Source organism: Zavarzinia aquatilis, assembly GCF_003173035.1.
GTDB lineage: Bacteria > Pseudomonadota > Alphaproteobacteria > Zavarziniales > Zavarziniaceae > Zavarzinia > Zavarzinia aquatilis.
The window spans coordinates 591,645-616,121 of sequence record NZ_QGLE01000001.1 but is presented as its reverse complement, the minus strand read 5'-3'; the positions used below and the strand labels follow the sequence as shown (position 1 = coordinate 616,121).

The window sequence follows — 24,477 nt, the reverse complement described above, 5'->3', positions numbered from 1 at the left end:
CGAGCGAGTATCCCATGGCTGTCCCCGGCGTATCCGACGGCAACACACCGACCATCCTGATCGCGGACGACGACCGCGCGATCCGGGAAGTGCTGGACCGCGCCATCGGTCGCCTCGGCTACCACGTCCGCTCCACCGGCAACGCGGCGACCTTGTGGCGCTGGGTTTCGGGCGGGGAAGGGGACCTCGTCATCACCGACGTGATGATGCCGGACGAGAACGGCCTCGACCTTCTGCCGCGGATCAAGCGCATCCGGCCCGAAATGCCGATCATCGTCATGTCGGCGCACAACACGCTGATGACCGCGGTCAAGGCGGCGGAGCGGGGGGCCTATGAATATCTGCCGAAGCCCTTCGACCTGAAGGAATTGACCACCGTCGTCCAGCGCGCGCTCACCCTGCCCAAATCCCCCAGCGCCGAGACCAATCCGCTCGGCGATGGCGACGACAAGGTGCCGCTCATCGGCCGCTCGCCGGCGATGCAGGAAATCTACCGCGTGCTCGCCCGACTCATGGGCACGGACCTGACCGTGATGATCACGGGCGAGTCCGGCACCGGCAAGGAACTGGTCGCAAGGGCGCTGCATCATTACGGCAAGCGGCGGAACGGCCCCTTTGTCGCGATCAACATGGCGGCGATCCCGCGCGAGCTGATCGAGAGCGAGCTTTTCGGCCACGAGAAGGGCGCTTTCACCGGCGCCGCCGCGCGCAGTGTCGGCCGCTTCCAGCAGGCCGAGGGCGGCACCCTGTTCCTCGATGAAATCGGCGACATGCCGCTCGAGGCGCAGACCCGCCTGCTGCGCGTGCTGCAGCAGGGCGAATACACCACGGTCGGCGGTCGCAGCCCGATCAAGACCGATGTCCGCATCGTCTCGGCCACGCACCGCGACCTGCGCCAGCTCGTGCATCAGGGCCTGTTCCGCGAGGATCTGTTCTACCGACTCAACGTCGTGCCCCTGCGCTTGCCGCCCCTGCGCGAGCGCAGCGAGGATATTCCCGATCTTGCCCGCCACTTCCTCAATCAGGCGGTGGCCCAGGGCTTGCCCGCCAAGTTGATGGACGGCGAGGCGATGGAATTCCTGAAGCGTTACCGCTGGCCGGGCAATGTCCGCGAGCTCGAGAACCTGATCCGCCGTCTCGCCGCGCTCTATGCCGAAGAGGTAATCGGCCTCGACGTGGTGAAGGCCGAATTGATCGAGCCGGAAATCCAGTTCCGCGCCGGTGGCGGCGACGAGCCGGTCAGCCTGTCGGTCGCGGTCGAGCGGCATCTGGCGCGCTATTTCTCCGCCCATGACGAAGGCCTGCCACCGGCCGGTCTCTACGATCGCATCCTGCGCGAGGTCGAGCGGCCGCTGATCGAAATCAGCCTGTCAGCCACCCGCGGCAACCAGATCCGCGCTGCCGAACTTCTCGGCCTTAACCGCAATACCCTGCGCAAGAAGATCCGCGACCTCGATATTCAGGTTTTGCGCAGCATCAAGTGATGCAGTTGCATCACGCTGTGGTAATATGACAACAAGATCGCGAATCTGAGCTTCGTCCCTGTGTCCATAGGGCCACGGCGGGGACGGATCATGGGAGTTGTCTTGACCAACGTCGCCGAGAACCCGAGAGCCAGTCGCGCCGCCCGGATCGAGACCTGGATCAGCAGCGGCTCGATCAGCCGGCGGCTGGTCGTCACGCTGGTGCTGCTCGCGGCGGCTTCCGGTACGGCCACTTATCTCGCGCTGCGCGATCCGACGGTACAGGATGGCAACACGGCGCTGATCATTCCGCTCCTGTTGCTCGATCTGGTGCTCATTCTCGCGCTGGCCAGCCTGGTCGCCGCTCGCCTCGTCCAACTGTGGTGGGCGCGGCGCTCTGGCCTTGCCGGGGCCAAGCTGCATGTCCGCATCGTCGCCCTGTTCGGGGCGATCGCGGCGGTGCCGACGATCTTTCTCGGCATTGCTTCCGCGCTGTTCTTCAATCTGATCATCGACACTTGGTTTTCCGCCCGGGTGCAGGGCGCGGTCTCGGACAGCGTCGTCATCGCCAAGGCCTATGTCGAGGAACACAGCAAGACCATCGAAGCCGATATCCGGGCGATGGCCAACGACGTGAACCGCAAGGCCTTGCTGATCGACAACAATCCCGAACTGTTCGGCCTGATGCTTGAAAACCAGTCGGCGGTGCGCGGTCTTGCCGAAGCCATCGTGATCAATTCGACCGGGCAGGTGCTGGCCCGCACCGCGCTCAGTTTCGGCATGGAATTCGACCGGCTGCCCGCAGGCACGCTCGACCGTGCCCGCAACGGCGAAGTCGTTATCATCACGACTGAGGATGATCGGGTCAGGGCCTTGATCCGGCTGGATTCTTTTCTTGATGCCTATCTTTATGTCGGGCGCTTCGTCGACCCCCGCGTCATCGCCTATGTCGAGCGTACCCAGGCCGCGGTCGCGGAATACAACGAGCTGCAGAAGCGCCGGCTCGGCATCCAGGTCACCTTCGCCTTTGTCTTCGTGCTGGTCGGCCTGCTGATCCTGCTGACCGCGATCCTCGCCGGCCTGTGGCTGGCGACGCGGCTGGTTGAGCCGGTGGCGCGCCTGTTCGGCGCGACCGAGCGCCTGCGCGACGGCGATCTGGCCGCCCGCGTCGAAACCGGCACTTCGGATGACGAATTGTCCTCGCTCGGCCGGGCCTTCAACCGCATGGCGGGTCAGATCGAGGCCCAGCACGGGGCCTTGCGGGACGCCAATCATCAACTGGACGAGCGCCGTCGTTTCACCGAGGCGGTGCTGGCGGGCGTATCGGCGGGCGTTCTCGGCGTCGATACCGAGGGACGCATCACCTTGCCCAACCGCTCGGCGGTGGAGCTTCTGAACACGACCGCCGACCATCTGGTCGGCGAACTGATCGACGAGGTTGTGCCCGAGATGTCGGCGCTGCTGGCCGAGGCGCGGGCGCGGCCCGAGCGTGAGGTTCAGGCCCAGATCAATCTGACGCGCGGCGGCCAGTCACGGCATTTCAGCGTTCGCATCGTGGGCGAGCAGTCGGGCCGGGCGGTCCGCGGTTTCGTCGTGACCTTCGACGATGTCACCGATCTCGTTTCGGCCCAGCGCAGCGCCGCCTGGGCCGATATCGCCCGGCGCATCGCTCATGAGATCAAGAATCCGCTGACTCCCATCCAGCTCTCGGCCGAGCGCCTGAAGCGAAAATACGGCAAGGAAATCGCCAGCGATCCCGAAGTCTTCAACCAATGCACCGAGACGATCATCCGCCAGGTCGGCGATATCGGCCGCATGGTCGACGAATTCTCGTCCTTCGCGCGGATGCCGACCGCGGTATTCCGCATGGACGATCTGAGCGAGCAGATCCGGCAGGCGGTCTTCCTTGCCCATGTCGCCTCGCCCGGGATCTTGTTCCAGACCAGGCTGCCCGAAGACGCGGTTCATGCCCTGTTCGATGGCCGTCAGATCGGTCAGGCCCTGACCAATGTCCTCAAGAACGCCGCCGAGGCGATCGAGGGCCGGGATCAGGCGCCCGATCTGCCGCAGGGCCGGATCGAGACCGTGCTGACGGCGGAAGGCGATCTCGTGCGCATCGAAATCCGCGACAACGGACGTGGCCTGCCCGAGGCCGAGCGCGACCGCCTGACCGAACCCTATGTGACGACCCGGGCGAAGGGCACCGGCCTTGGTCTCGCCATCGTCCGCAAGATCCTGGAAGAACACGGCGGCGCCGTCGCCCTGTCGGATAATCCGACGGGCGGGGCCGTCGTCACCTTAAGTTTCCCGTGGCGGCAGGAAACCGCCCTGGATGCAACACAAGCCGAGGCGAGGACTGCGCATGGCGCGTGAAGTACTGGTGATCGACGACGAGGCGGATATCCGCGAACTCGTGGCCGGCATCCTTCAGGACGAAGGCTATGAAACGCGGACCGCCGGCAATTCGGACGAGACTTTCGCCGCGCTGGAAGCGCGGTTGCCGTCGCTGGTGATCCTCGACATCTGGCTGCAGGGCAGCCGGATGGACGGTCTGGAAATCCTCGACGCCATCAAGAAGGCGCATCCGGACATGCCGGTCGTCATGATCTCGGGTCATGGCACCATCGAAACCGCGGTCGGCGCCATCAAGCGTGGCGCCTATGACTTCATCGAAAAGCCGTTCAAGGCCGACCGGCTGCTGCTGCTCGTCCAGCGGGCGATCGAGGCGGCGCAGCTGAGGCGCGAAAACCGTGCCCTGAAGGCCCGCAGCAATTTCGACGACGAGATGATCGGCCGCTCGTCGGCCATGAACACGGTTCGGGCCATGGTCGAGAAATCGGCGCCCATGGGCAGCCGGGTCATGATCATGGGGCCCTCCGGCTCGGGCAAGGAAGTGGTCGCCCGGCTGCTGCATCGCCAGTCCAAGCGGGCGGACGGGCCCTTCGTCGTCGTCAACGCGGCGACCATGGCACCGGAGCGGATGGAGGCGGAGCTTTTCGGTGTCGAGGCCGCGGCCAGTCCCGACGGAATGCCCCGGGTCGGTCTGTTCGAACAGGCCCACGGTGGCACGCTGTTCCTCGACGAAGTCGCCGACATGCCGCCCGAGACCCAGGCCAAGATCCTGCGCGTGCTGGTCGATCAGACCTTCGAGCGGGTTGGCGGGCGCAGCCGGGTGCAGGTCGATGTCCGCGTCGTTTCCGCCTCGGCCCGCGACCTTCATGCCGAGATCGCTGCAGGCCGTTTCCGGGAAGACCTGTTTCACCGGCTTTCGGTGGTGCCGATCCGCGTGCCGCGTCTGGCCGACCGGCGCGAGGATATTCCTGAACTCGCGGCCCATTTCATCCAGCGCATCAGCCTCGCCAACGGCATTCCGCCGCGCACCATTTCCAGCGAGGCGCTGGCGGTCATGCAGGCCTATGACTGGCCGGGCAATGTCCGGCAGCTGCGCAATGTCTGCGAACGGCTGCTGATCCTCGCCACCGACGATGCCGAACAGGCGATCGGGGCCGACATGCTGCCGGCGGAAGTGGGCGGGGCGGGGCCGGCCACCCTGCGCGGCGGTGATGGCGGCGAGGTGATCATGGCGCTGCCCCTGCGCGAGGCGCGCGAAGCCTTCGAGCGGGACTATCTCCTGGCCCAGGTCGCGCGCTTCGGCAACAACATCAGCCGGACCGCGACGTTCATCGGCATGGAGCGATCGGCCCTGCATCGCAAGTTGAAATCGTTGGGGATCGCCGTCAACGACCGCGGTCCGGTCTGATCCGGCGGTCCGATCCCTCGAATAGGCTATTGCCCGTGCCCCGCAAAGGCTCTATCCGATGCAGCCGCATCGCCGAATCCGGGGTGCGACAAGCCGGCGCCGGTGATTTCACTTGCGGTCCGGCCCAAGGCTTGCCATATTTTGTGCGGTGCAGCAAAAATGTGTGTGTTGCTGCCGATTAACTTGATGGTCTCCGCATCGGACCGCCAAAGGCGGCATATGCGGTCAGACGCAACAAAAAGAAGAAGGTGAAAACGATGTCCGAGCGGTCTCAGAATGTTCAGGACGTATTTCTAAACTACGTCCGCAAGAACAAGACCCCTGTCACGGTTTTCCTCGTCAACGGTGTGAAGCTGCAGGGTGTGATCACCTGGTTCGACAATTTCTGCGTTCTGCTGCGCCGGGATGGTCATATCCAGCTCGTCTACAAGCACGCGATTTCGACCGTGATGCCGGCGGCGCCGATCCAGCTGTTCGACCCGCAGACGACCGAGGCTCCGCGCGACCATTGACCGATAGTTTCGACCCTGCCGCGACGGCCACCCATGCGCCGGCGGCAGGACGTGCCATTGTCGTCCATCCCTTCGTGCGCGGAGGGCCGCCCGGCGAGGAATCCGCCGGCGCGTCCATGCGTATGCCCGCGGCCCGTCTCGATGAAGCGGTCGGCCTGACCGCGGCGATTTCGCTCGACGTCGTCGACTCCGTGCTCGTGCCGGTCGACCGTATCCGGCCGGCGACCTTCATCGGCACCGGCAAGGTCGAGGAATTGCACGCCGCCGTCGCCGCGCTCGAGGTGGACGTGGTGATCATGAACTGCGCCCTGTCGCCGGTTCAGCAGCGCAATCTCGAACGTGAACTGAAGACCAAGGTCATCGACCGCACCGGCCTCATCCTCGAAATTTTCGGTGAGCGGGCGGCGACGCGGGAAGGGCGCCTGCAGGTCGAACTGGCCCATCTGTCCTATCAGAAGAGCCGGCTGGTCCGTTCCTGGACCCACCTCGAGCGTCAGCGCGGCGGCGTCGGCTTCCTCGGCGGCCCGGGCGAGACCCAGATCGAGGCGGATCGCCGCATTCTCTCGGAAAAGATCACGCGCCTGAAGCGCGAACTCGAAACCGTGACGAGGACTCGCGAATTGCACCGGCGCAACCGGCGCAAGGTGCCGCACCCCATTGTCGCCCTGGTCGGCTATACCAATGCCGGCAAATCGTCGCTGTTCAACCGGCTGACCCGTTCGGACGTGCTGGCGGCCGACCTGCTGTTCGCCACCCTCGATCCGACCATGCGGGGCGTGACGCTGCCGTCGGGCCGCAAGATCATCCTGTCCGATACGGTCGGCTTCGTTTCCGACCTGCCCACCCATCTGGTGGCCGCCTTCCGCGCGACCCTCGAGGAGGTGCTGGAAGCCGATATCATCGTGCACGTCCGCGACGTCGCCCATCCCGAGAGCGAGGCGCAGAAAGCCGACGTGCTGGCGGTGCTGGCCGATCTCGGTGTCGACAGCGCCGCGCAGGACGAGCGCATGGTCGAGGTTCTGAACAAGATCGACCTGCTCGAGCCCGAGGAGCGTCTTCGCCTCGACAATACGGCGGCGCGCCTGCCAGCGATCATGCCTGTCTCGGCCTTGACGGGCGAGGGGGTGGAGCGGCTGCTTGATCTCCTCGACGAGCGGCTGGGTCAGCATCGCCAGATGGTGGAACTCGATGTCGCCTTGGCCGATGGCGCCGCGCTCGCCTTCCTTTACGAGCATGGCGAGGTTATCGCCCGCGAAGACCGCGAGGATGGCACCGCCCATCTGACCGTCGGCATCGACCCCGCCGATCTCGGCCGTTTCGAGAAACGTTTCGGCGCCTAAGCTGGCCGGTAAGCCGGCCGGCAGGCTGGCTATTTCTTTTCGAGCGCCTTGGCTTCGTCCCACAGCGCGTCCAGCCGGTCGAGTGGCTGCCGTCCGGTGAGGCCCTGCTGCGCCAGCCGTGCCTCGATATGGCGGAAGCGGCGCTCGAATTTGGCGTTGGTCGAACGCAGGGCGGCTTCGGGCTCGACGCCGAGGTGGCGGGCGATGTTGGCGATGACGAAGAGCACGTCGCCCAATTCGTCTTCCAGCCGCTCGTGAGCCGATTGCGCCGCGATCTCGGCCTTCAGTTCGCCGATTTCCTCTTCCAGCTTGTCGAGGACGGGCAACAGGTCCGGCCAGTCGAAACCGATGCGCGCCGCCCGTTTCTGCAGCTTGGCGGCGCGCAGGAGGGCGGGCAGGGCGAGGGGGATATCGTCAAGGAGACCGCCCCTGGCCTTGGCCGCGCGCTCAGCGGCCTTCTGGTCTTCCCAGCGGGCGGCATCATGGGCCGTCGCGTCGCCAAAGACATGGGGGTGGCGGGCGGTCATCTTCGCCGTGATGGTGTCTGCGACATCGGCGAAGGCGAAGGCGCCTTCCTCCTCGGCGATGCGGGCGTGGAACACCACCTGGAACAACAAGTCGCCCAATTCCTCGCGCAGGTCGGCGCGGTCGCCGCGGGCGATGGCGTCCGCGACTTCATAGGCCTCTTCGATGGTGTAGGGGGCGATGGTCTCGAACCGCTGCACCTTGTCCCAGTCGCAGCCCGTCACGGGATCGCGCAGTCGCGCCATCAGGGCGAGCAGGGCATCGAGGGAGCGGCCGGGGTTGCGCGAAGCGCCGTCATCGTCATACATGGGGATAAGAATAACGGCCGGCGCACGGCCTGTCAGCGCCGCGATACGGGCCATCGCGGCATGGCGGGCCGGCGCGCGGCGAGGGGGAAATATGGCGGAATCGTCGTCCTTCAGCTTCACGGCGCTCTATACGGGCGAGACCTGGCAGGCCAGCGGCCTGTCCCTGCCGGAACTCCGCACCCCGGCGGGTGACGTGATGTACCGGCTGCTCGGCCCCGCGGAATGGGCCGCCAACGCCGTATTCGGCACCAATCTCCGGCAATCGCTGGTCGCGCGCCATGCGCTGATCGACCGCCTCGTCATCGGCCATCTGCAGGACTGGCCCGATGCCCAAATTCTGGAGATCGCCTGCGGTCTGTCGGCGCGCGGCTGCCGCTTTGCCCGTCAGTTTCCCGAACTGCGCTATGTCGAGGCCGATCTGCCGGCGATGGCGGCCAACAAGGCGCGGGCGCTTGCCCGCATTCCGGGCCGCTCGCGCCGGCACGAGGTGGTGCCGATCGACATTCTGGCGCCCTCCGGTCCTCATGCCCTGGAGACTGTGCTGACCGGCTATTTCGACCGCACGCGCCCCCTGATCGTCATCACCGAAGGGCTGATGAATTACTTCCCGCGCCCGGTCGCCACCCATGTCTGGCGCCGCCTCGCGGAGGCGTTGCGAGGATTTCCCTGCGCAGGCTATGTCATGGAAACCTATCCGGCGCCAAAACCGCGCCTGCTGCGCGCCGTCGCAGGGGCGGGCGCCGCGGCGCTGCGTCTGATTTCACGCAGTCATGCCGGCATTCATTTCCGCACGGCCGATCAGGCGGCCCGCCATCTGTCGGGTGCCGGCTTCGCCGAGGTCGACGTGGTCTGGCCGGCGGAAAACGCGCTGCTCTGCGTGCTCGACTGCCGGACGGGGACGGCCCGGGTCGCCGGGCAGGGGGGCTAGGCGCGGGTGCGAGGCACCACTTTGCCCGACAACAGCGCCACGAGTTCCGCCTGACGCCCGGTCCCGGTCTTGGCGAATACGGACTTCAAGTGATGGCGCACGGTTTCCTTGCCGACGCCCAGCGCCTTCGCCGCCGCTTCCGGCGTCATGCCACTGCCCACCAGGCCTGCGATGCGTGCCTCCGCCGGGGACAGGTCGAACAGGCCCTGAAGCAGGGCCGTGGGCAAGTTCGGGCCGGCCATGATCGGCGTCGCGACGAAAATGCCCATTGCCCGGCCGAACAGGTCACGCGCCTCGCGCCGCACCGGCACCAGATGCACGATGAGGGGCGCGGCATCTTCACTGGCGGGCAGGGGGATTGAATGGATCGAGCCGCCGCCCGGGCGACCGAGTTCGGTGATGGCTGCCTGCAGCAGCTGATCGGCCCCCCGCGCGTGAAGACCGATGCGCCCATGGGCGCGGGCGACGACATGCGTGCCGAGGCTGTCGAACAGGCTGTTGACGGCGAGGGCGACGCCATCGGGCGCGATCACCGCGGCGGGCAGTCCGACCATCTCGAGGGCTTTCGTGGTGGTGACCGCCCGCTCGAGCTGAAGTCGGGATGCCATCAGCGCGGCGCGCGCAAAATGGGGGCGCAAGGGGTCCAGTGCCTCAAGGGCGGCCCGGCTCATCGGTCCCTTTTCGTAGCGACGCTCCACGTTCAGCACCAGAATTTCCCCGCTCGGCGAAAACACCGTCGTGCCCATGCACCAGCCGAGGCCGAGGCCGCGAAAGAACTCGGTATAGAGCGGATCGCGGGCAATTTCCTCCATGGTGAAAATGTCGAGATCGCCCAGGAAACCGGGATGGTTCAGTGCCGCCGCCCGCTCGGCCCGGCGATTCCGCGTCTGCCAGCCCCCTTCGAGATAGGCCTCCATGACCCGCGAGCCAGTGGCATTGCCGACCCAGCGCGGTTCGCCATTGCCGATCGCAAAAAAGACGGCGCCATGGGCGTCGGCGAGGCCAGAAATGCGATCGAGCACACGCGGCCATAATTCGGGCAACCAGGCAGCCGAATAGAGATCGTCGATCAGCAGCTCGTGTTCTTCCACGCCCCCTCCTGGACGAACATCGTTTCATGTTGCCAACCTGTGCGGGCAATCTCAAGGGGGTGGAGGAGGCCTTCAGGGGGGCGATGCGGCCAGCCGTCCCGCCACCAGCAGACCGATGAGCGTCAGAAACGCGAAACTGGCCCCGGCGAGGAAAGTCCCCTCCGGTCCGTACAGGTCCCAGAGGAGGCCGGCGACGGCGCTCGCCAGCAGCATCGCAACGCCCGAGACGAGATTGAACATGCCGAAGGCCGTGCCCCGGAGTTCCGCCGGTGCGGTATCGGCGACGAGGGCGGCGAATAGCCCTTGGGTGAAGCCCATGTGCAGGCCCCAGAGCAATACGCCAAGCGCGAGGCCCGGAATGCCGACAGTCAGCGCCAGCACGACATCGGCGGCGATCAGCAGCACGAGGCCGATGGCGAGGAGGGCGGTTCGGCTCACCCGGTCGGACAGCGCGCCGACCGGATAGGCGGACAGGGCGTAGACGATATTCATCGCCACCAGGACGGCCGGAATCAACATGACCGGCAGGCCGAGCGACTGGGCCCGCAGCACGAGGAACGCCTCGCTGAAGCGCGCCAGCGTGAAGACGGCGGCAATGGCGACGATCCGCCAATAGGCCGGACTCAGGCGTCTCAACTCGGCCCGGCCGAGGGGAATGCGGATCGGTCGTCGACCCGGCGGTCGCGCCGGCTCGGGAACGGCGATCACGATCAGGCCGAAAGAGAGAAAGGCCGGAATGACGGCAACCCAGAATATCGCCGTCAGGTCGTCGGCCGTCGCCCACATGAGGGCGATGGCGGCCAGCGGGCCGATGAAGGCGCCCACGGTATCGAGCGACTGGCGCAGGCCGAAACTCGCGCCGCGCAGCCGCGGCGGGGCGATGTCGGCGACCAGCGCATCGCGCGGCGCGCCCCGGATGCCCTTGCCGATCCGGTCGATGAACCGCGCCGCCACCAGCCAGTCGACCGACGAGGCGAGCGGAAAGATCGGCTTGGTGAAGGCGGCGAGGCCATAGCCGATGGCAGCCAGCAGCTTGCGCCGGCCCAGCCCGTCACTGAGCGCGCCCGAGAACACCTTGGTGATGGCGGCGGTCGCCTCGGCGATGCCTTCGATGATGCCGACGGTCGCGACCGAGGTACCGAGCACGGTGACGAGATAGATCGGCAACAGCGCATGGATCATTTCGGAGGAAATATCCATCAGCATCGAAACGAAGCCGAGCGCCCAGATGCCGGCCGGGATTTGCCGCCAGCTGGCCCGGGGCTTGGAGAGATTTTCCGTCATCGCACGATACCTGCGCCACAAGCGGCCTCCACCGGTATCACAGGCCGGCGGAAGGGTGAAGGCGCCGCCCGAAATGCGCTGTTCATCGCTATATCCGACAGTCGCATAATATATATTATGGAAAATAGATGATGCTGAAGCTGGATGGCGCCGACGAGCATTGATGGTGAAGTTTCAAGCCCTTGCCCGACGATCCTCGCCCGCAGCTCAGGCGGCGGCGCGGTCGCGGGCGGCTTCCGTGTCGCGCACCGGCGGCAGGCCGAACAGGCGGCCGTATTCGCGGGTGAACTGTTGCACGCTTTCATAGCCAACGGCGAAAGCGGCGCTGCTCGCGCTGGCGGCTTCGGCCTGCATCAGGCGCCGCGCCTCGATCAGGCGGAGCTGCTTCTGGAACTGGAGCGGCGACAGCGAGGTAACGGCGCGGAAATGGCGGTGGAAGGATGACGGGCTCATGCCGGCGGCATCCGCCAATTGCCCGACCGACAGCCGCTGACGGAGATCGGCGCGCAACAGGGCGACGGCCCGGGCGATGCGCCGGGCGTGGCCGTCGGGCCAGCCGAGGCGACGGATGGCGGCGCCGTGCCGTCCCATCAGCAGCCAGTAATGCATTTCCCGCACGAGCTGGCCCTGCAGAACCGGCACGGCCGCCGGCCGGTCCAGCAGCCGCATCAGGCGCAGCGCGGCGTCCGTGACTTCCGCTTCGGTCGGTTCGACCCGGACGGGGGCATGGTCATGGCCGCCCCCTGCCCTCATGTCCGTGTCCAGATCGGCGATCACCGAAGGATCGAGCTGCAACACGAGGGAGAGATAGGGCGCCGCCACGCTGGCCCGCGTGATCTGGCTGACCGTCGGCACATCGGCGGTGATCAGCAGGGAATCGCCTGCGGAAAAGGCAAGGCTGTCGGGCCCCATGGTGACCTGCTTGGCGCCCTGAACGACGAGGCAGACCAGTGGCCGCGAAATCGAATGCTGAAGCCCGCTCGGCGCCGTCGCCCGCACCAGACCGAGGCCGGGTACAGGCGTTCGGGCGATGCCCGTGGCATCGGCATTCATGTCGGCGTAGCGGCGAACCGTCTCGAGCAATGTCGTCGTCATGTCCCGAGCCTAATCGGTTCCGACCGCTGGCGCACGCGCTTTGGCAGGATCAGGCAAAGAAGCCGCCGCATCCGGCAACAGCCGGGGCGATCCCGGCGGCATAGTCGTCCGGTCCAGCAAGGGAGAGCGACATGACCAAGATCACCCTCGTCACCGGCGGCAGCCGCGGCCTTGGCCGCAATACCGCGCTCAGCATCGCCCGGCGTGGCGGCGACCTCGTCATCACCTACCGCAGCCAGGCGGACGAGGCCGCGGCCGTGGTCGCCGAGATCGAGGCGCTGGGGCGGAAAGCCGTCGCCCTTCCGCTCGATACCGGCGATGTCGCCAGCTTTGGCGCTTTCGGTGAAACACTGAAGGCCGCCCTCGCCGCGACCTGGCAGCGTCAGGCCTTCGACCACCTCGTGAACAACGCCGGCCACGGCGACCTGACGCTGATCGGCATGACCACCGAAGACAGTTTCGACCGTCTGGTCGACGTCCATTTCAAGGGCGTGTTCTTCCTGACCCAGACCCTGTTGCCGCTGCTCGCCGACGGTGGGCGCATCGTCAATCTCTCGTCCGGCCTGACCCGGGTCGCCTTTCCGGGCTATGCCGTCTATGCCGCGGTCAAGGGCGCGGTCGAGGTCCTGTCCCATTATATGGCCAAGGAGCTGGGGGCGCGCGGCATCGCGGTCAACACGGTGGCGCCGGGCGCGATCGAGACCGATTTCGGCGGTGGTGCCGTGCGGGACAACGCGGATATCAACAAGCTCTTCGCCGACATGACCGCCCTTGGCCGGGTCGGCGTGCCTGACGATATCGGACCGATGATCGCCAGCCTGCTGTCGCCCGACAACCGCTGGATCAATGCCCAGCGGATCGAGGTCTCGGGCGGTCAGGCGATCTGACGCGAAGCGACGATACCGGCCGGGGAAGCGGCCGACCGACCGCTTCCCCGGTCTGTGCGTCTACGGATATCGGCGGTAGTCTGTGGCCGATGGCTTCGACGATGCGCAAGATCATTCTTAAGGTTGTACGAAGAGGGGCCGTGTGTGCGGCGCTCTATGTCGCGGTTTGCGGCCTGATGTTCATTTTCCAGCGGTCCCTGCAGTATTTCCCCGATCCGGCACCCATGGCGCCGCCCGGGGCGGGCTTTTCCGCCCTCGCCCTCGCGACCCCCGATGGGGAACGACTGGTCGCGTGGTGGGCACCGCCCGCGGACCCCGCGCGGCCGGTCTTCCTGTATCTGCACGGCAACGGCGGAAATCTGGCGTACCGCCTGCCCCGCCTGCGCGGCCTTGCGTCCGCCGGCGATGGGGTGATGGGGTTGAGCTGGCGGGGTTATGGCGGCTCGACGGGCGTGCCGAGCGAGGCCGGCTTCATGACCGACGCCAGGGCAGCCTACGCCGCCCTGGTGAAGGCGGCGCCGGGCGCGCGGGTGATCATCGTCGGCGAATCCATCGGCACCGGCATCGCCACGATGCTGGCGGCGGACGTGCGGCCTGCTGGCGTCATCCTCGACAGCGCCTTTACTTCGGCGGTCGATATCGCCGCGCAAACCTATCCCTGGCTGCCCGTGCGGCGGCTGATGCTGGATAGATTCCGGGCCGATCTCGCGGCGCCGATGGTGACATCCCCCGTGCTCCAGCTGCATTGCCGGAGCGATCCCGTGATCCCGCTGGCGCTGGCGGAAAGGCTCACCCGGCATTTTCCCGACGGCAGCACGATGAAGATCGTCGAGCAATCCTGCCATGTCGTGCCGACCGGCTTTTTCCTGTCGGCCGCGTTCGACTATGTATCCGCTCTCCCCGCATCTGAATCACGGCATTAGCCCCGCAGGGGCCTCCAGGGCCTGAGCCAGACAAATTCGATCAGCTGGCGACAATACTCAGGAAACGGTCGACCGATCGTTTCAGGTCGTGAGCCTCGGATGCCAGCTGTTTCGACGAGCTCAGGACGCTGCCGGTCGCATCGCCGGTCTGGCTCGCGGCTTCGGCCACTTCGGTCAGTTCCGTGGTGACGGCGGCCGTGTCGTCGGACGTGCGGTCGATGTTGCGGGCGATCTCGTCGATCGAGGCGATCTGCTCCTCGACCGCGGCGGCGATGCCGGTCGAGGCTTCGGCCATGGCGCGGATCATCTCGTCGATGCGGCCGATGGCGCCGACCGTGGCACGGGTGGAGTTTTCCATGTCGGCGATCTGGCGGGCGATTTCCTCGGTCGCGCGGGCGGTCTGATCGGCCAGGGTCTTCACTTCCGTCGCGACGACGGCGAAGCCCCTGCCCGCCTCGCCCGCCCGGGCCGCCTCGATGGTCGCGTTCAGGGCGAGGAGGTTGGTCTGGCGGGCGACGGCGTCGATCAGCTTCAGGACATTGCTGATGCGTCCCGCGGTCTCGCTCAGGGCTTTCATGCTGTCCGTGGTCTGATTGGCCTCTTCGACGGAACGGGCGGACAGGTCGGCGGATTGCTGGGCCCGGCGGCCGATTTCCCGCGCGGTCGCCACCATTTCCTCGGTCGCGGCCGCGACCGCCTGCACGCTGGTGCTGGCCCCGGTGGCGAGGTGCCCGGCACGCTCCGTCTTTTCGACGGTACGCGCCGACAAGCGGGTAAGGCTGCCGGCATTGGTGTCGAGGGTGCCGGCGGCATCGACCAGGCTCTTGATGACGCGGCCGACATCCTGCTCGAACCCGCGGGAGGCCGTGGCGACCGCTTCGGTCCGCTCGGCCTGCTCGCGGCTGCGGCGCTGTTCGTCGCGCAGGCGGCCCTGCTCGGCTTCGGCCAGACGGTGTTCCGCCTCGGCCCGTTCGTGGGCTTCGGCGGTTTCGCGGGCGCGGGCGGCGAGATTCTCGGCCGCGAGGCGCTCGGCTTCGGCGCCGGCCGTCTTCAGCTGGTCGACCACCCGGGCGATATCGCCGATTTCGTCCCGCCGTTCGGTTCCCGGGATATGGGCCTGCCAGTTGCGCCGGGCGATCTGGTCGAGCCCGGTCAGCACCGCGCCCAGCGGCCGGGTGATGGAGCGCATGTTGACGATGCTGGCGAGGCCGAGCAGCAGCGTGCCGACGAGAGCGCCGACGAGGATCGTAGCGCGGCTGACCCCGGCGCTGTCGCTCGCCTCGGCCGAGGCGGTCTCGACGGAGGCGGTGATCATGTCACCGATCGCGCCATTGGCGGTTTCCAGTTGCTCGAAGGCGGACTGGAACGATGCGATGCGGGCTTCGGCGGCCCCGCGGTCGCGCAGGGCGAGTTCGGCGATCGTATTGGCCTGCGTGATATAGGCTTCGAGCGCGGGGCTCACCTTGGTCAGGGCTTCGACGATGGCGGGCGGCAGCGGCAGGGCGCGGTTCGCCGCCAGGGCATTGCGGAAGGTCGTGGCGTGATCGGCGAGGTCGGCGCGCACCGCGTCCCCATCCGCCTTGTCCATGAAGGCCGAGAGCACATCGGCCCGCAGGGCGTCGTGCATCATGTCGGAGATCATGAAGTTATATTGCGCCCTCGACACCAGGGCGGTGTCCGTCAGGGTATTGCCCAGCCTCGTCGTCGACAGGATACCGACCACGCCGCATCCCAGCACGATGGCGATGGCCGCGGCCGTCAGCAGCACCAGTTTCAGCTTGATCGACATGGGACCGTTCCCCCGTTCGCTTTTGGGGATCAAGATGCCGTCGGAAGCTGAAGATTTGGTTAGAAGGAACGGACTCAAACCGCCGCGGCGGTCAGCCGATGGCGATAGAAGGTATCGTCGCGGTGCCCTCGCCCCGATCCGCCGCCCGGATCTGCCGCCCCCTCGTCCGCGTCGTCGTCGGCCAGCTGCATGATGGCGATACCCATCTGCACGCCACCGAAGGTCAGGCCGGTGGCGAAGGTCAGGGCGAAGGTGGCGATGATGCCATCCGGCGAATGAAGGATCAGGGTGCCGAGCCCGTTGATGTCGAGCAGCAGCATGGCGGCGACGAAGCAGATGGCGACGAGAAAGCCGAAAGCGGCGTTGCGGGCGAGCAGCCGGACCAGGGGCGGCAGCCCTGCCCCGCCGGGCGGGGCATGATGTTTCGGCTCGCGCATGGGCTGGCCCTCTGTCGGATGACGATTCCCAGTCTGTGACCGGGAAGCGCCATCCGCAAGGGCTTTGCCGGTTTAGCCCGGCATCCGGGCGTGATGCGCCGCGCCCTCGACATGGGGCACCCAGGACTGGCTGCTGGCGCAGAAGATTTCCGCGCTGGGCTGCAGCCAGCTCGTGTCGTCGAAGGTGCCGGCCTTGACGATGACCATGCCCGGCAAGGTCATGGCCGTCGTCGTCACCGGCGAGCCACAGTTGGGGCAGAACGAGCGGGAGACGGCATTGCCGCTGTCGCCCATGTCGGCATAGGTCTTCAGCTCGCCGGTGCATTCGAAGGCGGGTTCCGGCACCAGCGCGACCACGGAAAACGCGGTGCCGGTCGATTTCTGGCAATGCGTGCAGTGGCAGACCATGGTCGCCACCGGCGCCTGCGCCAGCGTGTAACGCACGCTGCCGCACAGGCAACCGCCCTTGTAGTCGCTCATTTGATCCTCCCTGACATCGGTCGAGACCCGACCGTTTGTTCTTTTGCTCAGGTCACGGCGGGTTAGCGCAGCACCTTGCAATAGAGATGCCAGGTGGCATGGCCGAGGATCGGCAGGACGACGGCGAGGCCGATGAAACCGGCGAGGATGCCGACCGTGGTCAGGCCGCAGACGATGACGCCCCAGACGCCCATCACGAACAGATTGGCCTCGACCGCGCGCAGGGAGGAAATGGCGGCGGTGAGCACGTCCGTGTCGCGGTCGAGCAGCATGGGCACGGCGAAGACGCTGGTCGCGAAGATCGCACCGGCGATGATCCCGCCCGAAACGATGCCGGTCACGGCGAACAGGAAACCGTGGCTGGTGGTGAAGACGCGGATCAGCAGATCGTCGATGGCGACCGGCTCCATGCCGTAATAGAGCCCGTAGATCATGGTCGAGACCTTGTCCCAGGCGAAGGTCGCGATGAACAGGTAAAGACCGAACAGGGCGATCTGGCCGCCGCCGTGGCGGGTGAAGGACAGGATGACTTCCGTCCCCTCGATCCTCTCGCCCGCCTGATCGCGCCGGCTGATTTCATAAAGGCCGAGGGCGGCGAAAGGCCCGAACAGCAGGAAGCCCGACAGTGCCGGGAAAATCATGTGGCCCCAGCCCATCTGGAAGCTGATCCAGATGCCGATGGCGCCGAGGACGACATAGAACAGGCCGAAACCGAGGCCCGGCACCATGTGACGGTTATAGTCGGCGAGGCCGGACACGAGGCTCGCCTTCAGGTCGTCGATGGTGATGCGGCGGGCGACCGGGGCCCGGGAATAGTCATGCTCGGCGGGGTGGATGGTGGCCTGGGCCATACGCTGCGCTCCCTGTAACAAGATCAGATCGGGTGGTTGGTCATTTTGTCGCACCCATGGCCGCATGGTGCAGGATTTCCCAACGTCGTCAACCATCGCCTTGGTCGGATGCATCCGTTTCGTCGCCCATCGCCGGGGCCATTGACTCGCCCCGTCGGCGGGGTGAATATATGGAACGTATCATGAACAAACCGACCGCCATGACGACGCAGGACCAGTTGCGCCAGACCATCGCCCGTCTCGAAGCGGCGGCCCCGGGATCCCGGGCGGGCGGCCGGGCGGGCCTTGCCCGCTTCGGGATCGCCGGCCTCGACGATGCGCTGGGCGGCGGTCTGGCCGCCGGCTGTCTGCACGAATGGGCGGGGCCGGCCGGGACCGGGCTGTGCCTGCGGCTGATGGCGGATGCCCTGCCCGGCCCCCTGCTCTGGGCGGGGACGAGCGCGGGGTTCCGCACGGCGGGCTATCCCTATGGCCCCGGCCTGTCCGGCCTTGGCCTCGACCCCGGGCGGCTGCATCTCGTCCTTGCCCGCGAGGCGGCGGAGGCGCTCTGGGCGGCCGAGGAAGCCCTGCGCTGCCCGGCGCTGGCCGCCGTCGTGCTGGAGTTGCCGGGCGACGGAAGGGCGGCGGACCTGATCGCGACACGGCGCCTTGCCCTTGCCGCGCGGGAGGGCGGCGCTTTCGCCTTTCTCGTCCGGCACCGGGCGCTGACGGCGCCCGTGGCCGCGACCAGCCGCTGGCGGATCGCGGCCGCGCCCGGCCCGGCCGACGGGCTGGGCGGCCTTGGCGCTACCGCCTTCGATCTTCACCTGACCAAGAATCGCCATGGCCCGACGGGGCGCTGGCGCATCGTCTGGAGCCGCGATGACCGGTGTTTCAGCCTCGCGGCGCCACCTCTCGATCTGGCTGCCCCGGCTGGCGACCGACCGGATCGAGCGGGCGGCACCGTCTTCCCCCTCCGCCACGCCGGCTGAGTTGCCGCCGCTGGCGGTCACCGGCCGGCAGGGCAATGCCCTGCGCCTGATCGCCCTGAACCGGGCGGCGGCGGCGCTCGGCCTCGTGCCGGGGCTCGGTCTTGCCGATGCCCGGGCGATGTATCCGGAACTCGCCACCGCCGACGAGGACCCGGCGGCCGACCGGGCCCTGCTGGAGGCGGTCGCCGACGACATGGAACGCTGGACGCCGCTGGTCGCCCTCGATCCGCCGGATGGCCTGCTGCTCGACATATCCGGCTGCGCCCATCTCTTCGGCGGCGAGGCGGCCATGGCCGGGGCGATCCGCCGCCGGCTGCGCGCGGCCGGGCTGGAGGCGCGGCTGGCGCTGGCGGCGACGGTCGGCTGCGCCCATGCCCTCGCCCGCCATGGCCGGGAAGTAACCGCCGCCGCCGGGCGGGAGGAAGCCTTGCTGCGCCCCCTGCCCGTCGCCGCGCTGCGCCTCGAACGGGATCAGGTTATCCGCCTCGCCGAGGCCGGGCTGGAGACCGTGGCGGACCTCCTCGACCGGCCACGGGCGCCGCTGGCGGCCCGTCACGGCGCCTCGCTCCTGCTGCGGCTCGATCAGGCGCTGGGCCGGATCGACGAGCCGATCTCGCCCCGTCTGCCGGTGCCCGACCACATGACCGAGCGCCGCCTGGCCGAGCCGATCAGCCTCGAGGCCCATGTTCTCGACGCCATCGGCCAGCTGGGCGACAGTCTCGGCCGGGGGCTGGAGGCCGCGGGCCGGGGCGCGACCCGGATCGAGGCCAGTCTGTTCCGGGTCGATGGCGTGCTGCGCCGGATCTGTGTCGGCAGCAGCCGGCCCTTGCGCCAGGGCGCCGAGATGCGCCGCCTCTTCGCCGACCGGCTGATTGCCGCCAGCGACGAATGGGAGGCGGGCTTCGGCTTCGACCTGATCCGCCTTGCCGCGGTCGAGACCGCCCTGCTGCGCCCGCTGCAGCCGGGGCTAGACGGCACGGCCGCCGTCGCCGCCGATATCGCCTTCGCCGGCCTCGTCGATCACCTCGCCGCCCGTCTCGGCCCCGGGCGCATCCGCCGCCTCGGCGGGCGCGACACCCATGTGCCCGAGGGGGCGATGGTGCTACCGGCCCTCGGCACGGCGGCGGCGCCGACCCTGTCCCCGCCCGATCAGGACAGCGCCGTGCCTGTCCGGCCCTATCGCCTGCTCGACCGGCCGGAGCCGGTCGAGGCCCTGGCCGAAGTGCCGGACGGCCCGCCCCGGCGCTTTCGCTGGCGCGGGGCCTGGCATCTGGTGACCCGGTCCGAGGGGCCGGAGCGGATCGCGCCCGAATGGTGGCGGGCGCTTGGCGGCGACATGCCGCCGACCCGGGATTATTTCCGGGTCGAGACCGAGGCGGGCCTGCGCCTGTGGCTGTTCCGCGCCGGGCTCTACGGCCGGGAGACGGAACGGCCCGACTGGCATCTGCACGGGTTCTTCCTGTGACCGGGGGTTACGCCGAACTGGCCGTGGCCAGTGCCTATTCCTTCCTGCGGGGCGCCTCCCACGCCGACGAACTGGTGCTGACGGCGCGGGCTCTCGGCATGGCGGGGATCGGCATCGCCGACCGCAATTCGGTCGCCGGTGTCGTCCGCGCCCATGTCGCGGCGAAGGAGGCGGGGTTTCGCCTCGCCGTCGGCGCCCGCCTCGTCTTCTGCGACGGCACGCCCGACATCCTCGCCTATCCCGCCGACCGGGCGGCCTGGGGCCGGCTGACCCGGCTGATCAGCCTCGGCAAGCGGCGGGCGGGAAAGGGCGACTGCCATCTCGGCCTCGACGATCTCGCCGGTTTCGCCGAAGGGCTGAACCTGATCCTGTGCCCGCCCGCCCGCATCGAGGCGGCGGCCCTCGCCCCCGTGCTGCGGCGCTTTTCCGGGCAAATCCGCCTTGCCGCCGCCATGACCTACCGGGGCGACGATCACCGCCGCCTCGCCCGCCTGCGCCGCCTCGCCGGGGCCTGCGGCGTCGCCCTGATCGCGACCAACGACGTGCTTTATCACAACCCTGCGCGCCGCCCGCTCGCCGACGTGATGACCTGCATCCGCGAGCATGTCACCATCGACGCGGCCGGCCGCCGCCTCGACGCCCATGCCGAGCGCCACCTGAAGGGGCCGGCGGAAATGACCCGGCTTTTCGCCGCCGCGCCGGAGGCCATCGCGGAAACCGGCCGCTTTCTCGACCTCTGCCGCTTCTCGCTCGACGAATTGTCCTACGATTATCCGGACGAAGTGCTGGCCGGTTATCCCGATGCCCAGAGCGCCCTCGCCGCCCTGACCGCGGAAGGGGCCCGCAGGCGCTTTCCGGCCGGGCTGCCGGCCAAGGTTCAAGTTGCGATCGAACATGAACTTCGGCTCATCGGACAGCTGAACTACGCCCCCTATTTCCTTACAGTTTATGATATTTCCCGCTTCGCGAAAGAGCGCGGCATCCTCGCGCAAGGTCGCGGCTCTGCCGCCAATTCGGTGGTCTGCTACTGCCTTGGCGTGACCGAGGTGAACCCGCAGGAGGTCGACCTCCTGTTCGAGCGTTTCGTCAGCGAGGAGCGCAAAGAGCCGCCGGACATCGACGTCGATTTCGAACACGAGCGGCGCGAGGAGGTGATCCAGTATATCTACGCCCGCTACGGGCGGGAGCGCGCCGGTCTCGCCGCGACCGTCATCGCCTATCGGGGGCGCAGCGCGATCCGCGAAGTCGGCAAGGTCTTCGGCCTGTCGGAAGACGTGACCGGCCGCCTGTCGGGCAGCATCTGGGGCTGGAGCAGCAAGGGCCTGTCGGACGAAGCCGCCGCCCGCGCCGGGGTCGATCCGCGCGATCCGCGCCTTGCCCGGGCCCTCGACCTCGCGCGGGAGTTGATCGGCTTTCCCCGCCACCTGTCCCAGCATGTCGGCGGCTTCGTCGTCACCAAAAGCCGGCTCGACGAAATCGTGCCGATCGAGAACGCGGCGATGCAGGACCGCACGGTGATCGAATGGGACAAGGACGATCTCGATGCCCTGCGCATCCTCAAGGTCGACGTGCTCGCCCTCGGGATGCTGACCTGTATCCGGAAGGCCCTGCACCTCTTACGCGACCATTACGGCATGACGGCCGAACTCTCGGCCATCCCGCGCGACGAGGCCGCGGTCTATGACATGCTGTGCCGGGCGGATTCAACCGGCGTCTTCCAGGTCGAGAGCCGGGCGCAGATGACCATGCTGCCCCGGCTGAAGCCCCGGAGCTATTACGACCTGGTGATCGAGGTTGCCATCGTCCGCCCCGGCCCGATCCAGGGCGGCATGGTCCATCCCTATCTGCGCCGACGCAGCGGTCAGGAGAAGGTCGACTATCCTTCCCCTGCCCCCGAGCATGGCGCGCCGGACGAATTGCGCCGCGTGCTGGAAAAGACCTGCGGCGTGCCCCTGTTTCAGGAACAGGCGATGCGGATCGCCATCGTCGCCGCCAGATTCACCCCGGGCGAGGCTGATCGCCTGCGCCGCGCCATGGCGACCTTCCGCCGGGTCGGCACCATTCATCTCTACCGCGACAAGCTGGTCGAGGGCATGGCGGCGCGCGGCTATCCCCGCGATTTCGCCGAGCGCTGCTTTTCCCAGATCGAGGGCTTCGGCGACTACGGCTTTCCGGAATCCCATGCCGCCAGTTTCGCCCTGCTGGTCTATCTCTCGTCCTGGATCAAGTGCCGTTACCCGGATGTGTTCTGCGCCGCCATCCTGAACAGCCAGCCCATGGGCTTCTATGCCCCGGCCCAGCTGGTGCGCGACGCGCGGGAGCATGGTGTCGAGGTGCGGCCGGTCGACATCAACGCCTCCCATTTCGATGCGGTGCTGGAGCCGGACGGCCGGGGCGCGCTGCATCCCCGTCACCGGGCGATGGCGGGCGAAATCCGGGCCAGCCATGCCGTCCGCCTCGGCTTTCGTCAGATCGACGGTTTTCGCGCCGCCGATGCCGCCCTGATCGCCGAACGGCGTGGGGCGGGTTACGATTCCGTGCGCGACCTGTGGCTGCGCAGCGGCCTAGCCCCCGCCGTGCTGGAGCGCCTCGCCCTTGCCGATGCCTTCCGCTCCCTCGGGCTCGACCGGCGCGACGCGCTCTGGGCGGTGCGGGGCCTGCGCCGGGCGGGCGACAAGGAAGACCTGCCCCTGTTCCGCCATGCCGCGACCCGGGCGGTGGAGCCGGACGCCCATCTGCCCGCCCTCGCCCCCGGCCAGCAGGTGATCGAGGATTACCGCCGCCTGCACCTGTCGCTGAAGGCGCATCCGGTGTCTTTCCTGCGCGAAAAGCTGAACGCCCTCGACATCACCCGCAACGAGCGGCTGACGCAGATGCGCGACGGCCGGCGCCTGACCGTTTCCGGCCTCGTCCTCGTCCGCCAGCGCCCGGGCACCGCCAGCGGCGTGATCTTCATGACCCTCGAGGACGAGACCGGCATCGCCAATATCGTGGTCTGGCCCCAGGTGTTCGAGACCTATCGCCCCATCGTCATGGGCGCCCGCTTCGTCACCGTGAGCGGGCGCCTGCAATCGGCCGAAAATGTCATCCATGTGATCGCCGAGCGGATCGACGACCAAAGCGCCCTGCTCGACGCCCTCGCCCGCAATCGCCAGGCGGTGGAGGTCATGCCCAGGGGGCGGAATTTCCACTGACGGCGAGCGGCGGACCGGATCGCTTCACAGCCGCTTGTAGAAGAAGGTGGTTTCGGCCAGCGGGCCGTCCGGCTTGTGGGAATGGTCCGGCACGCGGCCGAATTCGGTCCAGCCGCAGGCCTTGTAGAGATGCTCGCCCGCGCTGCCGCTTTCGGTGTCGAGCATGAGGAGGGTGCGGCCGGCGCCCCGGGCGGCACTTTCCGCCGCGGCCAGCAGGCGCCGGCCGAGGCCCCGACGGCGTTGGCTGGACTGGACCAGCATCTTGCCGATTTCCGCCCGGTGCGGAGCGTTCGGCTGCTGCGCCAGCATCAGGAGGATGGTGCCGACGATGACGCCGCCCTCCTCCGCGACGAGCAGCTGCTTTTCCCCGTCGGCGAGGCCGGGCAGCTGGCGGCGCCAGAAGCCGGCGGCATCCTCCAGGGTCAGGCCGGCCATGAAATTGACCGAGGCGCCGTTTTCGACCGCATCGGCGAGGACGGTGGCGAGTTCAGGCAGGCGCGCTTCGGCCGCCCGGGCGTCGAGCGGGAAAATACGGATGCTCACGGGCGCGGCCCTCCCTGGCCGAGGGTGACGAGGTAGCGGACCGTCTTGCCGCTGCTATTCCGGAACAGGGTCGGCCGGTCGAGGCGCATGTGCAGGCAGTCGCCGGCCTCGAGCATGAAATTCTCGTCGCCGAGGCTGAAATCCAGCCGGCCTTCGAGGACATGGATATGCTGGTCGATACCGGTGAAACGCTGATTGTCGAAGCCGACGGTGGCGCCGGGCGGAAACTCCACCTCGACGATCTCCACCGGCGATCCGGTGCCGGCGGGCGAGATGTTGCGCCGGACATAGCCGGTCGCCGGATCGCGCCACACCGTCTGATCGGCCCGGCGCGACAGGGGACTGACCGCCGCCTCTGTCGCCGCGAACAGGGTGGACAGGGTGATGCCAAGACCGCCGCAGATGCGGCCCAGCAATTGGGCCGTCGGGCTGGATTCGCCGCGCTCGATCCGCGACAGCATGGCCCGGCTCACCCCCGCGGTTTCGGCGAGGGCATCGAGGGTCAGGCCGGCGCCGGCCCGCAGCGCCTTGATGCGGGTGCCGAGGCGCCGGTCGATATCGGAGTCTGTCGTGCTCATATGAGCATCATAAACTCCAATATATTGGAATCAAGGGGCGGAAAAAGGGGCCT

The 24,477-nt window shown here is 67.9% G+C and carries 21 protein-coding genes; 11 read left to right on the top strand and 10 right to left on the bottom strand.

Going from position 1 to position 24,477, the window contains the following annotated elements:
* The first annotated feature begins 14 nt into the window (after nucleotides 1–14).
* The 5 genes from ntrC to hflX all read left to right on the top strand — a co-directional run bounded on the left by ntrC (nucleotide 15) and on the right by hflX (nucleotide 7,075).
* Nucleotides 15–1,484: a nitrogen regulation protein NR(I) gene (gene ntrC, locus DKG74_RS02985; protein WP_109902409.1), complete on the top strand. Its 1,470-nt coding sequence runs from the start codon at nucleotides 15–17 to the stop codon at nucleotides 1,482–1,484.
* A gap of 90 nt (nucleotides 1,485–1,574) precedes the next feature.
* On the top strand, nucleotides 1,575–3,836 hold the full coding sequence (locus DKG74_RS02980) for a sensor histidine kinase NtrY-like (RefSeq protein WP_109902407.1): 2,262 nt from the start codon (nucleotides 1,575–1,577) through the stop codon (nucleotides 3,834–3,836).
* Nucleotides 3,826–5,223: a nitrogen assimilation response regulator NtrX gene (gene ntrX / locus DKG74_RS02975; RefSeq protein ID WP_109902405.1), complete on the top strand. Its 1,398-nt coding sequence runs from the start codon at nucleotides 3,826–3,828 to the stop codon at nucleotides 5,221–5,223. Before DKG74_RS02980 ends, ntrX begins: the two co-directional genes overlap by 11 nt.
* A 257-nt stretch (nucleotides 5,224–5,480) precedes the next feature.
* On the top strand, nucleotides 5,481–5,735 hold the full coding sequence (gene hfq / locus DKG74_RS02970) for an RNA chaperone Hfq (RefSeq protein ID WP_109902403.1): 255 nt from the start codon (nucleotides 5,481–5,483) through the stop codon (nucleotides 5,733–5,735).
* Nucleotides 5,736–5,851: 116 nt separating this feature from the next.
* Nucleotides 5,852–7,075, top strand: a complete 1,224-nt coding sequence (gene hflX, locus DKG74_RS02965) for a GTPase HflX (protein ID WP_109902401.1) — start codon at nucleotides 5,852–5,854, stop codon at nucleotides 7,073–7,075.
* Between the two features lie 29 nt (nucleotides 7,076–7,104).
* Here hflX and mazG read toward each other — a convergent pair whose 3' ends face one another.
* The gene (gene mazG, locus DKG74_RS02960; protein WP_109902399.1) at nucleotides 7,105–7,908 is read right to left on the bottom strand and encodes a nucleoside triphosphate pyrophosphohydrolase; all 804 of its coding nucleotides are present in this window, start codon (nucleotides 7,906–7,908) and stop codon (nucleotides 7,105–7,107) included.
* 91 nt (nucleotides 7,909–7,999) lie between these two features.
* Between mazG and DKG74_RS02955 the strand changes: the two genes are divergently transcribed.
* Nucleotides 8,000–8,836: a class I SAM-dependent methyltransferase gene (locus DKG74_RS02955; RefSeq protein ID WP_165837495.1), complete on the top strand. Its 837-nt coding sequence runs from the start codon at nucleotides 8,000–8,002 to the stop codon at nucleotides 8,834–8,836.
* Here DKG74_RS02955 and DKG74_RS02950 read toward each other — a convergent pair.
* The 3 genes from DKG74_RS02950 to DKG74_RS02940 form a co-directional block, all read right to left on the bottom strand.
* The gene (locus DKG74_RS02950) at nucleotides 8,833–9,927 is read right to left on the bottom strand and encodes a helix-turn-helix transcriptional regulator (protein ID WP_109902397.1); all 1,095 of its coding nucleotides are present in this window, start codon (nucleotides 9,925–9,927) and stop codon (nucleotides 8,833–8,835) included. The genes DKG74_RS02955 and DKG74_RS02950 overlap by 4 nt on opposite strands.
* 72 nt (nucleotides 9,928–9,999) lie before the next feature.
* Nucleotides 10,000–11,211, bottom strand: coding sequence for an MFS transporter (locus DKG74_RS02945; RefSeq protein WP_109902395.1), 1,212 nt, complete (start codon nucleotides 11,209–11,211; stop codon nucleotides 10,000–10,002).
* Between the two features lie 207 nt (nucleotides 11,212–11,418).
* Nucleotides 11,419–12,306, bottom strand: a complete 888-nt coding sequence (locus DKG74_RS02940) for an AraC family transcriptional regulator (protein ID WP_109902393.1) — start codon at nucleotides 12,304–12,306, stop codon at nucleotides 11,419–11,421.
* A 131-nt stretch (nucleotides 12,307–12,437) separates the two neighbouring features.
* On the opposite strand from DKG74_RS02940, the gene DKG74_RS02935 reads away from it, so the two are divergent.
* Complete coding sequence (locus tag DKG74_RS02935) at nucleotides 12,438–13,193, top strand: SDR family NAD(P)-dependent oxidoreductase (RefSeq protein WP_109902391.1); 756 nt, start codon at nucleotides 12,438–12,440, stop codon at nucleotides 13,191–13,193.
* Nucleotides 13,194–13,333: 140 nt separating this feature from the next.
* On the top strand, nucleotides 13,334–14,116 hold the full coding sequence (locus DKG74_RS02930; protein ID WP_165837494.1) for an alpha/beta hydrolase: 783 nt from the start codon (nucleotides 13,334–13,336) through the stop codon (nucleotides 14,114–14,116).
* 40 nt (nucleotides 14,117–14,156) lie between these two features.
* Here DKG74_RS02930 and DKG74_RS02925 read toward each other — a convergent pair whose 3' ends face one another.
* The 4 genes from DKG74_RS02925 to DKG74_RS02910 form a co-directional block, all read right to left on the bottom strand.
* Nucleotides 14,157–15,905 carry a methyl-accepting chemotaxis protein gene (locus DKG74_RS02925; RefSeq protein WP_109902387.1) on the bottom strand — a complete coding sequence of 583 codons (1,749 nt, stop codon included), beginning with the start codon at nucleotides 15,903–15,905 and terminating at the stop codon, nucleotides 14,157–14,159.
* 74 nt (nucleotides 15,906–15,979) lie between these two features.
* Entirely contained in the window at nucleotides 15,980–16,342 is a 363-nt protein-coding gene (locus tag DKG74_RS02920) for a hypothetical protein (protein WP_109902385.1), read from the bottom strand.
* A 72-nt stretch (nucleotides 16,343–16,414) separates the two neighbouring features.
* Complete coding sequence (locus tag DKG74_RS02915; RefSeq protein ID WP_109902383.1) at nucleotides 16,415–16,822, bottom strand: GFA family protein; 408 nt, start codon at nucleotides 16,820–16,822, stop codon at nucleotides 16,415–16,417.
* Nucleotides 16,823–16,884: 62 nt separating this feature from the next.
* Nucleotides 16,885–17,673: a DUF2189 domain-containing protein gene (locus DKG74_RS02910; RefSeq protein ID WP_165837493.1), complete on the bottom strand. Its 789-nt coding sequence runs from the start codon at nucleotides 17,671–17,673 to the stop codon at nucleotides 16,885–16,887.
* Nucleotides 17,674–17,855: 182 nt separating this feature from the next.
* Between DKG74_RS02910 and DKG74_RS02905 the strand changes: the two genes are divergently transcribed.
* The 3 genes from DKG74_RS02905 to DKG74_RS02895 are packed head-to-tail and all read left to right on the top strand — an operon-like array spanning nucleotide 17,856 to nucleotide 23,303.
* Complete coding sequence (locus DKG74_RS02905; protein WP_133251477.1) at nucleotides 17,856–18,644, top strand: ImuA family protein; 789 nt, start codon at nucleotides 17,856–17,858, stop codon at nucleotides 18,642–18,644.
* Entirely contained in the window at nucleotides 18,535–20,109 is a 1,575-nt protein-coding gene (locus DKG74_RS22155) for a Y-family DNA polymerase (protein WP_109902377.1), read from the top strand. The genes DKG74_RS02905 and DKG74_RS22155 overlap by 110 nt, the downstream gene beginning before the upstream one ends.
* Nucleotides 20,106–23,303, top strand: a complete 3,198-nt coding sequence (locus DKG74_RS02895; protein WP_109902375.1) for an error-prone DNA polymerase — start codon at nucleotides 20,106–20,108, stop codon at nucleotides 23,301–23,303. Before DKG74_RS22155 ends, DKG74_RS02895 begins: the two co-directional genes overlap by 4 nt.
* Before the next feature lie 24 nt (nucleotides 23,304–23,327).
* Here DKG74_RS02895 and DKG74_RS02890 read toward each other — a convergent pair whose 3' ends face one another.
* Both DKG74_RS02890 and DKG74_RS02885 read right to left on the bottom strand, forming a co-directional pair.
* Nucleotides 23,328–23,846, bottom strand: coding sequence for a GNAT family N-acetyltransferase (locus DKG74_RS02890; protein ID WP_207779204.1), 519 nt, complete (start codon nucleotides 23,844–23,846; stop codon nucleotides 23,328–23,330).
* Entirely contained in the window at nucleotides 23,843–24,424 is a 582-nt protein-coding gene (locus DKG74_RS02885) for a helix-turn-helix domain-containing protein (RefSeq protein WP_109902373.1), read from the bottom strand. Before DKG74_RS02885 ends, DKG74_RS02890 begins: the two co-directional genes overlap by 4 nt.
* Nucleotides 24,425–24,477 lie beyond the last annotated feature (53 nt).

Coding starts and splice junctions, on each gene's coding strand:
- ntrC (WP_109902409.1), top strand. CDS start 15: ATGGCTGTCCCCGGCGTATCCGACGGCAACACACCGACCATCCTGATC.
- DKG74_RS02980 (WP_109902407.1), top strand. CDS start 1,575: ATGGGAGTTGTCTTGACCAACGTCGCCGAGAACCCGAGAGCCAGTCGC.
- ntrX (WP_109902405.1), top strand. CDS start 3,826: ATGGCGCGTGAAGTACTGGTGATCGACGACGAGGCGGATATCCGCGAA.
- hfq (WP_109902403.1), top strand. CDS start 5,481: ATGTCCGAGCGGTCTCAGAATGTTCAGGACGTATTTCTAAACTACGTC.
- hflX (WP_109902401.1), top strand. CDS start 5,852: ATGCGTATGCCCGCGGCCCGTCTCGATGAAGCGGTCGGCCTGACCGCG.
- mazG (WP_109902399.1), bottom strand. CDS start 7,908: ATGTATGACGATGACGGCGCTTCGCGCAACCCCGGCCGCTCCCTCGAT.
- DKG74_RS02955 (WP_165837495.1), top strand. CDS start 8,000: ATGGCGGAATCGTCGTCCTTCAGCTTCACGGCGCTCTATACGGGCGAG.
- DKG74_RS02945 (WP_109902395.1), bottom strand. CDS start 11,211: ATGACGGAAAATCTCTCCAAGCCCCGGGCCAGCTGGCGGCAAATCCCG.
- DKG74_RS02940 (WP_109902393.1), bottom strand. CDS start 12,306: ATGACGACGACATTGCTCGAGACGGTTCGCCGCTACGCCGACATGAAT.
- DKG74_RS02935 (WP_109902391.1), top strand. CDS start 12,438: ATGACCAAGATCACCCTCGTCACCGGCGGCAGCCGCGGCCTTGGCCGC.
- DKG74_RS02925 (WP_109902387.1), bottom strand. CDS start 15,905: ATGTCGATCAAGCTGAAACTGGTGCTGCTGACGGCCGCGGCCATCGCC.
- DKG74_RS02920 (WP_109902385.1), bottom strand. CDS start 16,342: ATGCGCGAGCCGAAACATCATGCCCCGCCCGGCGGGGCAGGGCTGCCG.
- DKG74_RS02915 (WP_109902383.1), bottom strand. CDS start 16,822: ATGAGCGACTACAAGGGCGGTTGCCTGTGCGGCAGCGTGCGTTACACG.
- DKG74_RS02910 (WP_165837493.1), bottom strand. CDS start 17,673: ATGGCCCAGGCCACCATCCACCCCGCCGAGCATGACTATTCCCGGGCC.
- DKG74_RS02905 (WP_133251477.1), top strand. CDS start 17,856: ATGAACAAACCGACCGCCATGACGACGCAGGACCAGTTGCGCCAGACC.
- DKG74_RS22155 (WP_109902377.1), top strand. CDS start 18,535: ATGACCGGTGTTTCAGCCTCGCGGCGCCACCTCTCGATCTGGCTGCCC.
- DKG74_RS02885 (WP_109902373.1), bottom strand. CDS start 24,424: ATGAGCACGACAGACTCCGATATCGACCGGCGCCTCGGCACCCGCATC.